Origin of the sequence: Paraburkholderia sp. J11-2 (genome assembly GCF_905220185.1) — a bacterium.
In the GTDB taxonomy this organism is placed as follows: domain Bacteria; phylum Pseudomonadota; class Gammaproteobacteria; order Burkholderiales; family Burkholderiaceae; genus Paraburkholderia.
Map to the genome: position 1 here is coordinate 1 of NZ_CAJMYY010000007.1, position 15,432 is coordinate 15,432.

General features: G+C 64.5%; 7 protein-coding genes and 1 pseudogene. All 8 read right to left on the bottom strand.

The window, feature by feature from the left end; all coding sequences use genetic code 11:
- A pseudogene (locus U5A57_RS11420) lies at window positions 1–497 on the bottom strand (c-type cytochrome biogenesis protein CcsB); the annotation flags it as partial.
- 167 nt (window positions 498–664) lie between these two features.
- Entirely contained in the window at window positions 665–1,336 is a 672-nt protein-coding gene (locus U5A57_RS11425) for a c-type cytochrome (protein WP_321910888.1), read from the bottom strand.
- A gap of 97 nt (window positions 1,337–1,433) precedes the next feature.
- Window positions 1,434–2,627: a cytochrome C gene (locus U5A57_RS11430; RefSeq protein WP_321910891.1), complete on the bottom strand. Its 1,194-nt coding sequence runs from the start codon at window positions 2,625–2,627 to the stop codon at window positions 1,434–1,436.
- Between the two features lie 469 nt (window positions 2,628–3,096).
- Complete coding sequence (locus U5A57_RS11435) at window positions 3,097–4,830, bottom strand: c-type cytochrome (RefSeq protein ID WP_415774605.1); 1,734 nt, start codon at window positions 4,828–4,830, stop codon at window positions 3,097–3,099.
- 2 nt (window positions 4,831–4,832) lie between these two features.
- On the bottom strand, window positions 4,833–5,669 hold the full coding sequence (locus U5A57_RS11440) for a hypothetical protein (protein ID WP_321910892.1): 837 nt from the start codon (window positions 5,667–5,669) through the stop codon (window positions 4,833–4,835).
- 30 nt (window positions 5,670–5,699) lie between these two features.
- Entirely contained in the window at window positions 5,700–6,650 is a 951-nt protein-coding gene (locus U5A57_RS11445) for an outer membrane lipoprotein-sorting protein (protein ID WP_415774606.1), read from the bottom strand.
- Window positions 6,651–6,693: 43 nt separating this feature from the next.
- Window positions 6,694–7,209, bottom strand: coding sequence for a hypothetical protein (locus U5A57_RS11450; RefSeq protein ID WP_321910893.1), 516 nt, complete (start codon window positions 7,207–7,209; stop codon window positions 6,694–6,696).
- On the bottom strand, window positions 7,206–15,419 hold the full coding sequence (locus U5A57_RS11455; RefSeq protein ID WP_321910894.1) for an Ig-like domain-containing protein: 8,214 nt from the start codon (window positions 15,417–15,419) through the stop codon (window positions 7,206–7,208). The genes U5A57_RS11450 and U5A57_RS11455 overlap by 4 nt, the downstream gene beginning before the upstream one ends.
- Between the last annotated feature and the right edge of the window lie 13 nt (window positions 15,420–15,432).

Here is a 15,432-nt window from a genome sequence, read left to right on the forward strand (position 1 = left end):
GTCGAGCCGATCGAGCCGCCCGAGGGCGAACGCGAGAGCAGGCCGATCCAGTAGAACAGCGTGGCGAGCACGAACAGCGCGCTCATCCACAGGATGGCCGACTGGCTGGACAGGAAATACTTCAGGAAAAACGTGCTGTCGGCGCGCGACAGATCACCCTGATACAGCTGGATTGCGAACAACGACAGCGCCGCGATCCCGGCGATCAACAGGCGCGCCGGCTTCCAGCGCCAGCCCAGCACGACGAGCGCCGGCGTGGTGCCGCAGAGCACCAGCTTGTCGTAGTCGTTCATGTGCGCGTGGTAGCGCGACAGGGCAAAGGCCGCGCCCGCAATCATGGCGAGGGCAAACAGCCAGTCAGGGGCGTCGAGACGCCTCATGAAGGGACGCTCGTCGTCCAGCACGCTCGTTTGACTCGCGCTGCGCGCGGGCCTGGATCGATGCAGTGCCGCTGGAAGTGGCACCGCGGCATCAGCTGAAGATGAGCCTGATTTCATGGCATTCACCATTCAATAACGAAGCAGACAGCATGGCGCAGCGCCTGCCGCCGGGCATAAAAAGGGTGCCCGCTCCGGGGGGGACGGCGCACCATGAAAGATGCCCGATGAGGAGGCGGGCACCAAAGCCGTTGAGCGCAAGCGGCGCCACGTGCAACGCTGCCGCCTCATTGATTGCCTGGCGGGCTGGCGGATACCGCCTCTTCTGGCGGAAACACCTCAACGAACGCCGCCACCGCACGCATGTCCCGGTCCGACATGTTGGCGCACACCGCCTTCATGGCTGCACCGCGAGGCCGGGTGTCGGTTTGCTGGAACACCTCCAGTTGCTTCATGACGTAGTCCGCGTGCTGGCCCGCGAGCCGGGGAAACTGATTCATGCCTTCGCCATGCTGCCCGTGGCACGCAACGCACGCCGCGACGCCCTTGTCAGGCAGGCCCGAATGATAGATCGCCTTGCCTTCGTTGATGAGATCGAGTTTGCCCGCATCGCCGAGAACCACGGATTGACTCGAAAAATAGGTGGCAAGCTCGTCGATCTGTGTGTCGGTCAAATGCGTGAAGCCCCACATAAAACGCTGCGCGTTCGGATCGGCTCGCGAGTGAGTCTTGAAGTCCGTCAGTTGATCGACCAGGTATTCCTTTTGTTGCCCGGCGAGCTTCGGAAAGCTAGGCGACACGGAAACGCCGTTCACACCGTGACAGTTCGAGCACACCTGCAAGGCGATCGTTTTCCCCGGAACCTGCGGGTTGTCGACCTGCCGCGAATGCTCCAGGTCCTGGCAGGCCGACCCGGCCAGCAGCATTGCGATGGAAACGAATTGCGCCATTTTTTCCATGTTGCCAACCTCCTTGCTGCAGTCTCTGTATCTGTACTTCGTGCGCTGCGCGTCAAAGCGCAGCCACTTCGACGCACAGGCAACAGCGCGTGGAGCATCACCACGAAGCGGCCCACAGATAGATGAATAGCGTGTCGTTGTCTCTCGCGTTGCGCCCGGCGCCGTCGTAATTGGACGTGGCGCCGAGAAACTTGGTGTAATGCGTATATTGCAAGCCTATCCTGATACGTTGATTCGGTATCCAGAATATTTCAGGCATCCAGCCCTGGGTGTTCGTGTGAAAGTTCGCGCTACCCGCGTAGGCTACGCTGTCGGGACTGCCTGTCGTATTGAAGAACGAAAGACTGACACCGTACTTGGCCTGGTAGACGTACGATGCCTTGAGTCTCAGCGAATCGAGGTTTCCCGACGTGCTGTCGCCGAGGACGAAATTGTTCGGATCGTGGATGTTCTCACGCACATAGCGGGCCTGTGCGGTGATCGTGTGCGGCTCGAGCAGGTACTCGTACTGCGCGTCCATGCCGTAGTCGCGAAAGCGCGTTACGCCCTGTGTGAAGATCGGGAACTGGTTCGAGTCGTTCGGATAGATGTTCACGTTCAACAGGAACGCGCCGACCATTGCGCTATGGGGCCCCCAGTCTTTCGTCAACGCAATGCGCGCGTACGGGTTGTAGCCGCGCAGATACGTTTGCGGGTGAGCCGAGTTTCCTTCTGCACTGCCGTGACTCATGAACGACCAGATGCCGTCGGCCGTGCTGTACGCGGTCAGTTCGGCATAGACCGTTTTGTTCCAGTACAGATAGCCGCCAACGCCTGCCACCTGCGACGCAAGGCTGCCCTCAATGACCGGCAAACTCGGGATCGAGGCAACCGGACTGATCGTCGAGGCGATGTACGGATAGCCCCATGCCGGCGCGGAGTTCCAGACGTCCTGCACGGTCGGATTGTTGTGCACCGTCACGCCGAGGATGAGATCGTTCGCCTCTCCGATGATCCGGTCCACGAACCGGATGTCGGTATTGTCGGACCCCCAGTGGCCTTCCCATTTGTTCGTCACGCCATTCTGATGGTCATAGTTCGTATAGGTGAACTGCGCGAACGCGCCGATCTTGTCGGTGATCTTGCCGGCGAGGAAAATGCTCGCAAAGTCGAATATGGGCAGGCCGTTCTTCGGGTTGATGATATTGCCGCTCGCGTCGTTGTTGACCCTCGTCTGGCTCAGATCGCCGACTGCCATGGCGGCGATCGGGATCGTGCGCTCGCCAAGCGTGTAGCCGGTGAGCTTGAACATTCGCCCATAAGGCGTGAGCTCAGGAAATTGCCCTCCGGCGTGGCAGGCCACGCAACTTTGCCCGGTTTGGCGCGCGAAGATCGGCAACGCGTATGCGGTGCTTGCCTGCAGCAATGCCAGCATGGTTAAGGCGACTATCCAGCCGCCGCGCAGCAAGTTGTGAAATGCTGCATGGCTGACACGTGTTCTTGCCATGGCTGCGTTCACGATGAACCTCTCGTACCTCACGCGATAACTTCATTGTGCAAACGCGCAATCCGGATCGGCATGGGTTAATGCCCTCCTCTTCCGGTAGGCGTTGCGCTAGATGTCGCGGTGTGTCAATTGCCCGTTCATCGTTTGGCGCACAGCATTGAGCGCCGCGGCCTCTTCGAAACGAAGCTGCGCGCGAAAAATTCCTTCGGTATGTTAATTAATCAATACATGAGCTTGAAGGCGCGTGACACGTTCCTGTCACACGCAATTGACCTCACGGCACGATCCAGTCCCCGTCGGCCACGAGATTGATGTGATCCGGCCCGGCAAAGCGGACGATATAGCCGCCTTTGGACGCGAATGTCTGCCCCGGCGCCAGCGTCAGGCGCGGATAGTAACCCGTCAGGATGCGGCGTTCGAGCATGTCCTGAATGCGCTCCACCAGGTAGTCCCTCACGAACGCATCGACCATATGGCTCAGCGTCTCAGCGAGCAGACCGCAGGCAAGATACGTGTCTGCCTGCACCTGGGGAGCCACCATCGGAATCTGTCTGATCGAGAACCAGCCGAACGCATAGTCGACGCGCACGCGCCGCCCTTCCGGCAAATCGAACGGGTACGCGAGGCGCGTGACGCCGCGCCAGCTCGCCGGCAAGGGGGTGCCGTCGAGCCCGCCCATGAGGCCCGACATGAACACGGTATGTGTCGCCGGGGGGATGCGCGCAAGCGCCGCGACGTCCGGTGGACGCAGCCACAGCACGAGCACGTCTGCGCGCGGTATGCCTTGCATGGCGTGCGCCACGCTCTCGCCGGGGGCAAGCGCGCGGTCCGACACCGCCATGCCGTGAGCCTTCAGCGCAGTGGCGAGCGCTTGCGCGCCGCGCTCGCCGTTGTCGCCGGCACGATAGACCTGCCAGACGTGCAGCGCTTTCGCGTCTTTCGTTCCCTGCGCCTGCCGCGCGCCGGCTTCATCGACAATGCGCGCCGCGATCAGGCCCGATTCGAGCAGCACGCCTTTGGAGAAGTACACGGAGTAGAAATCGTGATCGGTTTCGACCGGCACTTCCACGTTGGGAAAGAGGCACGGCACCGCCTCCTGCTCGCAAAAGTCGTGAATCGGCGCCCAGTTCTTGCCTCCGATACCCGACACCACGGCGAACACGGGCTGCCGGGCGAGAAACTGCGTAAGCTGGCCGCGCCAGGTGTCCGGCGGACCTTTAAGCTCCCAGACGTGCAGCTCCCACCGGCGATTCACCATGAACATCATCTTGCGCGACGAACGCAGCGGCGGCACCGCACCGAGTGGAAAGACGTTCTTGTCGGCGAAGTAGTGCGTGAGCACATCGAGCATGCCCGCGCGCTTGACCGGATCGGCATCGGGCGTGACGATCGTCGCGAAGTGCAACACGGTATCCGTTACGCCCGTTGGCCTGTGCCGATCGAGGTGTTTCAGATAGCCGATCAGCGCCTGCATATCGGCGTCGTTCAGCGCGTATTGCGGCATCAGGCTGCTCAGCGGCTTGCCTTCCGAGTCGATCCCTTCGCGAATGGCTCGCGCGATCGTCGCATCGGTGTATGGTTCGCGCTCGGCGCGCATGCCGGGAACATACGGCAAGTCGGTGTCTTCCGGGTTTTGCGCACGCGGCTCGACGAGGTAGCGCCACGTGATCGGCGGGATGCTGCTGTTGCCCTCCCGCGCGCCCAGGCCGCTGCGGCGATGGCAGTTCACGCAGGCCGCGGCTGCGCCTTGCAGGTGCACGCCCCCCTCGTGCATCGCCTCGAGCGGTTCGCCCGAACTGAGGATGCCCTGCTGGTAGAGGGCCTCACCTGCGCTGCCCGTTGTGATCGACTGCGCCGCCGGTGCGCAGCGCGCTTCGCCCACCGGCACGATCAGCGCGGCGAGCAGCGTGACGAGCAGCGTGACGAGCCGTGCGCAGGGAGCCAACCCTCGCCACGCCAGCGAAGGTGTCCATGCCCGGCCTCGTGGCCTGCTTGCCGCGCGCTTCATGGTCAGGGCAACGGCTGTCCGGCGCCAGGCAGCGCCGGTGAGGCATCGACGTCGATTGAAACCGATTTGCGATGCATCTGCGGCGGCGCGGGTCGCGTGAAGAGGCCATCGTCGAGCGCCGGATTGACCGACACCTTGTCGATCGTCAGCTTGTCCTTGTTGTCGGACGCCGCTGCGCCGCTTTCGATCTCCAGCGGTATTTGCAACCCCTCGACGCTCCTGAAGTCGCTGTAATCCACCAGCACCACGACCGTTTGCCCGAGCGGCGTGCGCACCTGGTGGTCGACCCGTACGTCGAGAAAGGTTTGCGCGTCGATCCACACGTGGCGGGTCACGCCGGAAGGCAGCTTCGCGGCGAGACGATACGTATCGCGGCCGCCCACCTGATCGGTGCCCTCGAGCGTGACCGCGACACCCTTCGCTTGATGGTCGATCAAGAACCCGTCGATCACCTGCTCGTCGCGTGCGGACGTCGCCTCATCCATCGAGTACGGACGCGGCGTGGCGCTGCCCATGCCGTTCGGGCCCAGTTTCCACCCTTGTTTGCCGTCGAATACGCGCACCGACTTCTGGTTGTACACCGTGACCTCGAAGCGTGTCTTGTTCGGGCGCTTCATGGCGAGGACGAATGGCAGATCCGGTGCAGGCGCATTGGCGCTATTTACGTGGCCGGACCAGATCATGGTCTGGACTTTGCGCCAGGCGTCGAGACCGCCACGCGCTTCGACGTTCTTCTCGACAATCTGATCGACGCTCAGGTCCCGCGCGGGTAGTTGCTCGCCCGCGAACACGACCGCCGCGACGCTGCCGGCGAGCACCCATACTGCGACTGGTTTCATGGCCGTGAACCTCATCGAGGCGCTCGCTGGCTAGTGGCTTGCGCTCTGGCGTGGGCTCGGGTGAGCGCCGGCGTTCGCGCTTGCATTGGGACTGGCGCCAGGGCTCGCCGCCGCGTGCGGGCTCGGGCTCGGGCTCAGAACCGGGTTGGCGCCGACGCCCGGCGCCGGGTGCGTCACTTTCGCCACCGTGAGCTGCGGCTTGGCAAAAAGCGTGTCGTCCGCCGGGGCGTTCAGCGTGACCTTATCGACGATCAGCTTGTGCGAGCCTCTCGCACCGATGACTACCGTCTCGAGCGTATGCGGCATGACGAGACCGCCCTCCTTGCGGTAGTCGCGATAGAAGATGGCGACGTTGTGCATCTTGCCGTCGAGCTTGCGCGCGTCCCCGTCCATCTTCAGTTCGAGAAAGCTGGACGCATCGACCCATACGCGGCGCGACGTGTTGTCTTTCATCGTCAGCTTCAACACATACGCGCGGTGGCCTTCGACCATTTCCATGCCTTGCACGTCGACTCTCGTGCCCGTTGCCGCAGAGTCCATGAGCGGACCGTCCAGCTCGGCCCACGATGCGGCCGCTTTGGCCTCCGCGGGCGAGTACGGCTCCACTTCGTTGCGGCCGAGGAACGGTCTGACCTTCCAGCCCTGTGCGCCGTCGTAGACCTGGAATGCCGTCTGGTCGTTGAAGCGGACCTCGATGCGGCTCTTGCGCGGGCGCTTGAGCGTCATCGTGAATGGCAGCCTGGTGTTCTTCGTGCCGCCCGCCTCGAGCTGCCCAGACATCGTCATCGTGTTGACCGCGTGCCATGCCTGCAGGCCGCCGCGTGCCGCGGCGTTGCGCTCGACGATCTGCGCCGCGCCCATATGCGCCGCTCCCGCCGTCTGCGCGCTTGCTGCAGAAGACCCCGCAAGCGCGGCGGGAGCGCTCGCCAGAAGGGTCGCCACCGACGCGGTCTGGATTGCCAGCGAAAGAAAGCGGTTCATGAGTCATCTCCTCTTTATCTGCGCACGCAAAGCGGTTGCGCAATCATTGGACTATCAGCCCGTCGACGTGAAACGACCCCACGAAAACGTCGACACGCTCTCCGGCCTTGATCACTCCACCCTTGTTCGAAAACACCATCCAGTACTCCTGACCGGTTTCCAGCGGACCGCTCTGGCGCAGCGCGCCGACCTTGTCCATCACCGGGATTTCGAGCAGCGCATGGCTCGTTCGCCCGAACATCAACGCCGTCGCGGTCTTTTCGCCGAGCGGCCGCGCCGCCACCGGGTCCGTCACGCGATAGCTGAAGCGGATCAGGTTGCCCGACGCCGTGCGGCGCACGCTCAGGTGGTCGATACCCTGTGCCAGCTCGTAGTACCCCTTCGCGCGCTGCGGCAGGCTCGCCGGCGAGTACGGCGACTGCTTCGCCGCCGCTCCCGCTGGCTTGTGCGCCGCGTTCGCGCTTTCCTCGCCCGCGGCCGGCTGCAGCCAGGCCGCGGCGAGGCACACAGCGCCGGCAATCAGCACTGCCCGCGGCGGCCGGAGGCTGCGCCCGCTCACGGCAACGCTCCCAGCGTCTTCGCACCCGCCGGTGCCGCCGGTGCGGGCGTGGCAGGCGCAGTCGTCGTGGCGGCCGGCAAGATCCCCTGCAGCAAGCCGAGCAGCGTCACCGGGTTGTTGACCCCCAGCGCAAGCGGGTACGGCTGCGAGGCAAGCGTGCCGGGCCGCACGAACTCCACTGCGCCGATGTCGTAGGCCCCCAGCTGCGGCCGCGGCGTGCCGAAGATGTCGCGATTCGGTGCGCCCGCCGCCGTGGCATGGTTGAGCGCCGGCGAGGTGCCCGGGATCGTGTAGTTCCCGAGCAGCACGTTCAGTTGCGTGCCCGTGCTCGCCTCGTTGAACAGCGACAGCGGACCGTACGCCATGTTGATCCAGTTGTTGCCCTCGTCCGGCGTTGCCGACGGCAGCAGGCTGAACAACGGATTCGGCAGCACCGTGTCCGCAATGCCCGGTGGCACCGTGATGCCGATGCCGCCCGCCTCCGGCGGCACACGCGAACCGTTGCAGTACTGATGCACGACGGTCGGATTCGATCCGCTGTTGTTCGCGTTCGGATAGTCGCCGGCGTCGGTCAGGATCGAGTAGCGCGGGTTCATCGTCAGGCCCGAGCCGTGGTTGGCGGCCCCGGTGTCGCCGAACGCGCCGATGTCCCAGTAGACCGCCTTCGGATCGCAGTAGCCCGTGGCCTGCCCGGCCTGATTCAGCGTCGGGACCAGCGTGACGACGTTCTGCAGCCCGGCAATGCCCGGATCGAGTCCTCCCACTGTGATGTAGAACGTGCGGTTCTGCCAGAACAGGTCATTCGTGAGCACCGGGTTCGAGAACGTCGTGCAGCTCGGGTGGCCGGCTGGACACGTCACGCCCAGGTTGGTGAATGCCGCCACCAGATTCTGCGTATGGCGCGCGGTCTCGAGCCCGGCCGGCTCGTACTGCGACGTCGTGGTCGGCTGGCAGGTCGTTTCCGAACCGGAGGTCGTGCAGTTCGGCGGCCCGACATTGGCCTGGGTCGCAGCGGCGGTGTTGAACAGCACGCCGGCCGTGGCGGTCGTGTCGTTGGAGATGACCGTGTTGTTGATGAAGCTCACGGCCACCGCATCCTGCAGCGACACGCCACCGCCTGCCCAGCCCGCCACGTTGTTCGCGATGATGTTGTTCGTCACGTTCACGCGGTACCAGCTTGCGCTGTTGTTCGGACTGCGTTGCACATCGGTGCCGTTGACGTTCTGCAGCCGCAGGCCGCCGCCCTTGCCGCTTTCCGCCGTATTGCCGATGATCAGGTTGCCGTCGATCGTGATGCCCGGGCCTGCGCCGTCCGAGAGCTGCGGCGCGCAGTCGACGTCCTCGGTCGCGTTCTCGCAGAAGGTGCCATCCGGCGGCACACCCTGAACGATCAGCCCGCCGCCGTACGTCGGCAACGTCGGGTTGTTGCTCTGATTGAACAGGATCCAGTTGTGCGACAGGTCGCCGTTGTAGCTGAAACCGAAGTGCGCGACTCCACCGCCATCGCCGCTGCTGATGTTGCCGCAAACCCAGTTGTAGTTGAACCTGTAATAGTCGGCACCCGAGCAGAACGACACCCCGCCGGCCGAAGACGGCGTGGTCGAATTGATCTCGTCGCCGTACGAAGCGTTCGACGTGACCTGGTTGTTATGCACGTTGACGTGGGCGTTGTACAGGAACGGGAGCTGGGTCACGTTGTCCCCCGCGATCGTGCCGTCGGGCACTTCGACCTGGCCGACGATAATGCCGCCCGTGAGCGTTCCCGCGTTCGAGAAGACGCGATTGTTCGACACCTCCGTGTAGTGATTCCAGCCGTGCAGGTAGATACCGCCGCCGCCTTGCGAGCTGTTCGTGAACGACATGCCGTCGATGCGCGACGGGTTGCACAGGAAGTTGCTCTGATAGGTATTGCAGTCCGCGGCGCTGTTGGTCAGCGGCGTGCAGATACCGTTCGCGACGCAATTCTGGTCCTGTGTCAGCACACCGCCCACGAGCACGTCCTTCACGCCCTTGCCGAGCACGGTAATGGCCGCGCCTTCGTACGCGCCCATCAGCGTCGGCTCGATCAGCGTCTCCGCAAGGTTGCCGTTGAGGTTGAAATCCCAGCCGGCAGTCGGCTCGAACGGGATGCCGTCGATCTTGCGCTGCATCGAGGCGAGGCAACTGTACGTGCCGGTCGGATCGTACGGATTGCCCGCCGAGATCAGGGCCCCGTTCAGTGCGTCGCCGAACAGGCATCCTACTTGCCTGCGCCACGGGTCGAGCTTGCCCGACGGATGCGGATTCGCGTCGATCGTGACGGACGTGGCACCCACGCCCTGCAGCCGCACCGGCTTCCACATGAGCAGCATCTCCTTGTAGGTGCCCGGGCCGACGACGATCATGTCGCCCGAAGTGGCGTGGTCGATCGCGGCCTGGATCGCGTTGCCCGCGGTGTTCTCGCCGCCCACGTAGGTAGGCGCCTTGCCGCCGACCGTCACGGTGACCGCGTCGATCGAGCGCTTGCCGCTGGCCGAGGTCACGACGAGCTCGCCGCACTGGGTAGGCGTTGCCACCCCGCGCTGCTGGATCGTGCAGGCCCCGCCGGCGCCGATCAGCGGCGGCACGACCACCGTGATCTTCGCGTCGCTCCACGATGTCACGAGAGCCGGTAAGCCCCCGATCGTCACGGCGCCCCGCTGCGCGCCGAAGCCGTAGTTGCGCGTGATGAACTTCTGGTTGAACGGCGCGTTGGTTGCGCTCGGGCCGGTGTAGGCATGGTTCGGCACCTGCTGCTGGCCGACCGACGTGATCGTCAGCGTCTTCAAGGGTGCGCTGACCCACGGGCCCGCGCCGCCGTTGCTGCCCGCGGACGTGTTGCCGGAAATCGCGTCGCCGGTCACGCTCGCAATGCCCGGCGTGCCGTCCGGATAGGCGCAGTCGACCTGGTTATACCCGTCCGCGAACGCCGCAACGGGCACCACCGGTGTATCCATGTACTGCGTTTGTCCGGGCATGAACGGAATCTCGTAGCAGAACTGGCTGTATGCCGGGTTGTAGAGCGGGTCCTTGATGGTCTGGCCCGAGTGCGCCGGATCGGGCATGTACGGGTCGTTCATGCAGGCGACCATCATCGTCGGCGCGTAGCCCGTCGGGTTCGGCGGATTGACTTCCCAGGTCGAGTAGGTCAGCCCGTTGAAGATGCCCCACTGGTCCGAATAGGTGCGCGAGATTTCGTTGCCCGCGAAGTCCTTGAACGACACCGGCACGTTCGGCACTGCGAACTTTTCGCCGAACTGCGGCGAGTACGGATCGAACTCCGACGAGAAGTCGTCCAGCATGAAGCCCGTGTAGTGCGCGGCAACGTGCGTCGAGCTGAAGATCCAGAACTTCGCCAGCACCGAACTCTGGTCGGTGAGTTCCACCTCCTTGCGGTCGCACAGATTCCTCGAAGCCCCCGCGAACGGCGAGACTTCCTGCGAGCCCGGGAACAGGCTGATGTAGTCAGGAACGATGCGCAGCTCGCCCACACACGGCCAGAAGCGTTCGACCGACCCGGTATCGCCTTCGCCGTGCGGCGTGGAGCCGAGATTCGTGGTCGGGTTCTGCGCGTTGTTCTGGTTGTACGTGGAGTTCATCGCGGCCTGGTCGGGCAGGATGAAAATGTCGCCGATGCCGCCGAACTGCTGCGTGACCGGTGCGATGTAGTTATCGCCGATCAGGATGTTCTTGTCCTCCTCCTTCACGAGTTCGTAGCCCGGCGGCACGATGATCTCGACCACGTACTTGCCGGGGGGCAGCATCTGCGTGCCGTCCTTCGTGGGATTCGCCTGGCAGATCGTGCAGTTCGTGCCGGTCGGCAAGCCGGTTTGCGGGTTGCGGCTCGTCACGCTCGGGAACTGGTACATGCCGTCGTACGGCGCCGGCTGCACCTGGTTGAACACGTGCATGCCGTCATAGCACTTGAACTGCGAATTATTCGGCAGCGCGCGCTGCTGCGGGTCGAGCCACATCTTCGTGTTCTGCAGCGTGAAGAAGAATGGATCGCTCGTGCTCTGGCCCGGGCAGTTCATGTTCGGAATGCCGTCCGAACGGAAACCCTGGGCCCAGTCGTCCCAGCTCGCGGTCTTCGTCGAGTCGACGAGTTTCAGGCTCGTGGAGCCGTCGGCCGCGACGCCTTCCTGGTACAGGTTCACCGTGACGTTCGGCACGTCGGGCGTCCACTTCGTGTGAATCAGCAACGTGGGATCGTCGAACGGGCGCGTCGAAGCGTAGATGACTTCGCCGTGGATGCCGCCATTCTCGTTCGGCGCGAACTGCGCCTTGCCGAACTCGATGAACGAGCTCTGGCCCGAGAAGCCCTGCCAGCCCATGGTGGTCACCCACGGCGGATCGACACGGCCAGTCGAAGGACTCGAGCCCGAGCGGTCGTTGCAGTCCGCGTCGTTGCAGTACACCGCGCCCGGCACCCGCAGGTTCGTTGGCAGATGGATCGATTCCAGCGTGTTCGCGTAGTTCGCGGCGATGGTCGACTTGCCGCCGCCCGGCGTGCCGTCGGGTGGACCGCCCGCGTCATAGACAACGTGCACGCCAGTCTGCTTGAAGCGGGTCTGGTCGGTATCGACGACGTACCAGTTGAACAACGGGAACTCTTCGTTGAACGACGCATAGCCGTTCATGTCCGTGTTGTTGAAATCCGAATAGCTGCCGTCGCGGAAGCGGATGTTGGTCGACAGCAGCGCGAGCCCTGGCTTGCTCGGATCTCCTATGCCGTTGCCGTTCGTGTCGAGGAACGTGCGCGTATAGAGATTCGTCTGCCACTGCAGCACCGCGAGATCGCCGGCGTCCGTCACCGCGCCGCCTCCGAGCGTCACGGCCGAGGCGAGCCCGTCGACGATCTGGTCGTTCCACTGGTCGAACACCGTGATGCGGGTAATGCCGGCCGGCAGGCCCGAGAAGCTGAATGTGCCGTCCGCGTTGCACTTGGTGAACGCGTAGTCTTCGCCGTCCGGATCGCCCACGCTCACGTAGCACTGCGTGAAGCTCAACGGCTTGCGCGACTGGCTGCCGTACAGGTGCTCGTCAGGCGGACGGCTGTAGTGCAGGTTCGTCACGCGGCCCTTGAGCCCGTTGTTGCAGGTCGAGGTGGCGCACAGCAAAGGCAGCCGCGCGTTGACGATCTTCGGGTTCGCAAAGCCGATCGAGACATGGAAGCCCGCCGGCCCGAACTCCTGGAAGTACGCCGGGCCGCCGACCTTGATGAACGAGTCGTGCGCCTTTTGCCCGTCCAGCGTGTTCGTCTGCAGCCACTCCTCGCCTCGTGAGATGCGGTCGGCCGCGGGCGTGGCGATAATGCCATACCGGCCCGGCATCAGATTGGCGATGATGGCCTGGCCGACGAGCGGCGATATCGTCTTGCCGTCCGACTCGTATTTCGGGCAGGTCGGGATCATGCCGACAAGGCCGTCCGGGTTCGTCGAAATCGGGCACGCGTTGAGCTGGGTGACCGGATCGATCGTGCCTGCCAGCGAATTGGACAGCGGCATGTTGAACATGTCGTAGGTCATCTGTCCGGTCGGGCTGCCGCTGCCGCCGGCGTCGTCCCACAGCTTGATTTCGAAGCCGCCGAGTCCCGGCTCGCGGGCCGAGCCGAAGGTGTCGGTGCCGCCGCTCACGTCCACTTCGCCGTTCAGCGGTGCATCGTCCTCGAACACGAACACGGAAACCTTCGCCGTCGGGAATGGCGCTTCCTCCAGCAACACATTGACCGAGGTCTGGCCGGCCGAGATCGGTGCGCCGCCCATGCCGTTGCCGCACTTGCCCGTGCCCGGCGCGAAGTTCGCAACGGTCGGACAGTCCTTGGAGATATCGAACTGCCGCTGCGCACCTGTGGGGTTGGACGGATCGACCGGCTGCGGCGCACCGCCGCCGTTCGTGAACGAGTTGTAGGCGTTGCCCGGCAAGATCGAGATGTAATAGCGCTTCTTCGGATCGAGCGCCACTTGAGACGGATCCACCGGCACCTGCTGCGCCGCCGTTGTCCGGCACACGCCGTTGCCGATATCGCACACGGCTGGTTTATGGGTCTGGCTCGCGGGATCGTAGACCGTCTGGCCCGCTTCGCATGCGGCGACGCCGACACAGCCCGCCGCCACCACAGGCATGTAGCTCGTATGGAAGTTCGCGCCAAGACTCGGCACCGGCAGCGGCGGGCAAGTCGCCGGACGCGTGGACGAATTCACCTGGCAGGCCGGATCGATCTGGAACGTTCTGTCTTCCTCGATGATCCAGCGGTAGTCGCTGATCTTCACCGGCGTTTTGCCCGGTTGCGTGCTGGGCGCATCCAGCACGTTGACGACGAGTCCGCTGCCGCCCTTGAACGTCACGGTCACGGTCGCCGTGTTGCTCGCCGTGTTCTGCGCATTCACCGCCTGGTACCGGAACGTCACGCTGGCGGACGCCGTGCTGCCCATTGGCGCCGTTGCCGGGCTAGCCGTGAACGAGCCGTCCGGATTCAGCGTAACGGAGCCGCCGGTCGGCGTGCCGACGAGCGTCGCGGTGAGCTGTAGTCCATTCGGATCGCTCGCGTACGTGAGCACGCCGGGTTCGGCGATCTGCAGGCGCGAGGCGATGTTGCTCGTATAAGCGGCGTTGCCGGCCGTGGGCGGCCCGGACAGACAGCCGTTGCCGGACGTGCACGCCGTGAGCGTCACGGTGGCGGCGGCGTTCGGGTTACCGTTCGCCTGATACTGGAAGCTGTCGGCCGTCGTGCCTGGATTCGGCGTGTACACGAACGTGCCGTCGGGGTTCAGCGTGAGCGCGCCGCCGGTGGGCGGAGTCTTCACCTGCACGCCGTAGACATTGGCGTCCTTCGCCGCCACGCCTCTCGCCGGATCGGACACGGTGAGCGTCTTGCCGGGCACGAAGAAATAGGTGGAACCGGTGACCGTCGCGTTCGCCACGGCGGCAGCGGAAGCCGCACTCGAGTTGTTGATGCTGATGTAGCCCTGCATGCCGCCATCGCGCGCATTGTTGGTCGACAGACTCAGCTCGCGGTCGAACACCGGCAACGCGGACGTGCTCGCCGCCGGCATGTTCACCAGCGCATCGTAAGTCTTGCCGGCAGACATGAACACTTCCGACTGGACCCGCGGATTGCCGGGCAGCAGGTTGCCGTCCTCCGCGATCAACGCGAAGCCGGAAACCGGTGAGGCGCCGGTTTGCGCGCCCACCACGGCAGGCACGTGCATGCGCAGACCCGCATTGACAAAGCGAAGCATGATCGGCCCGGTCGTCGCGGCGCTCGTCGCGGCGAACGTCGAAGCGCCCGGATTGGTGCGGTCGAACGAGACACCGTTGATGAGGTAATAACGCGGGTCGTAGTTCACCGTGGGCGGATAGCAGGTGCCAAACGCGGTCGACTTCGAATCGCCACAGCCGCCTGGCTGAGCGGACCAGGCCATGGTTTCGCTAAAGCCCGGGGTCGCGACCGCCGCGGCGACCGCCGTGTTCTGCACTGGATCGATTTCGCCCAGCACGAGCGGCACGTCGGTGTCGTAGCTGACGCCCGGATACGCTTGCGCCGGAGTCGTGCCGTTTGCCGCCGTTCTCACCACCAGCACGCCATACAGCCCCATCGGCCCCTGGATCGACGGATGCGTGCCCGACTCGATCAGGTACGTGCCGGGGTTCAGGTTGTTCCATGAGAGCGCCGTGGTGCTGCCGTGCGCCACTTCGGTCGAGAACGACTGCACGCGGGCCACTTGTGTCGGCGGCGTAAACGACGCACCGCCGGGCGCGGGCGCAGCGGTCGGCCACGTGGTCGCGGTCTGGGTGGGGTGCGTCGGGCTCGGCATGCTTGTCGCCGTCGTGCCCAGACCGCCGCCCAGTTGCCCGACGATCACGAGCGACGTCGGCACGGAGCCCGGCAGGCTGTTGGTGAGATTGATCGTGAGTTGCCCGGGCGGCACCGTGATCACCACGGGGGACCAGTTCGTACCCGCCCCGGGGTTCGCGGCCGCACACGCGGCGGGCGCAACGGCCGCCGTCGAGCACGCGTAGCCCCACATCGGCACGCTCTGTCCGTCAGGCATCACGGCAGTGGTGGCTTTCGCAGTCAGATTGACGGTCGCCTGGGCAAATGCCATCTCGCTTGCGCCCAGCAGCAGGCAAGCCGCAATCGATACCTTAAGCATACCTAACAGGTTTGCCTTGAGTGTGGTGGATCTCATCGCCGTTCTCCCC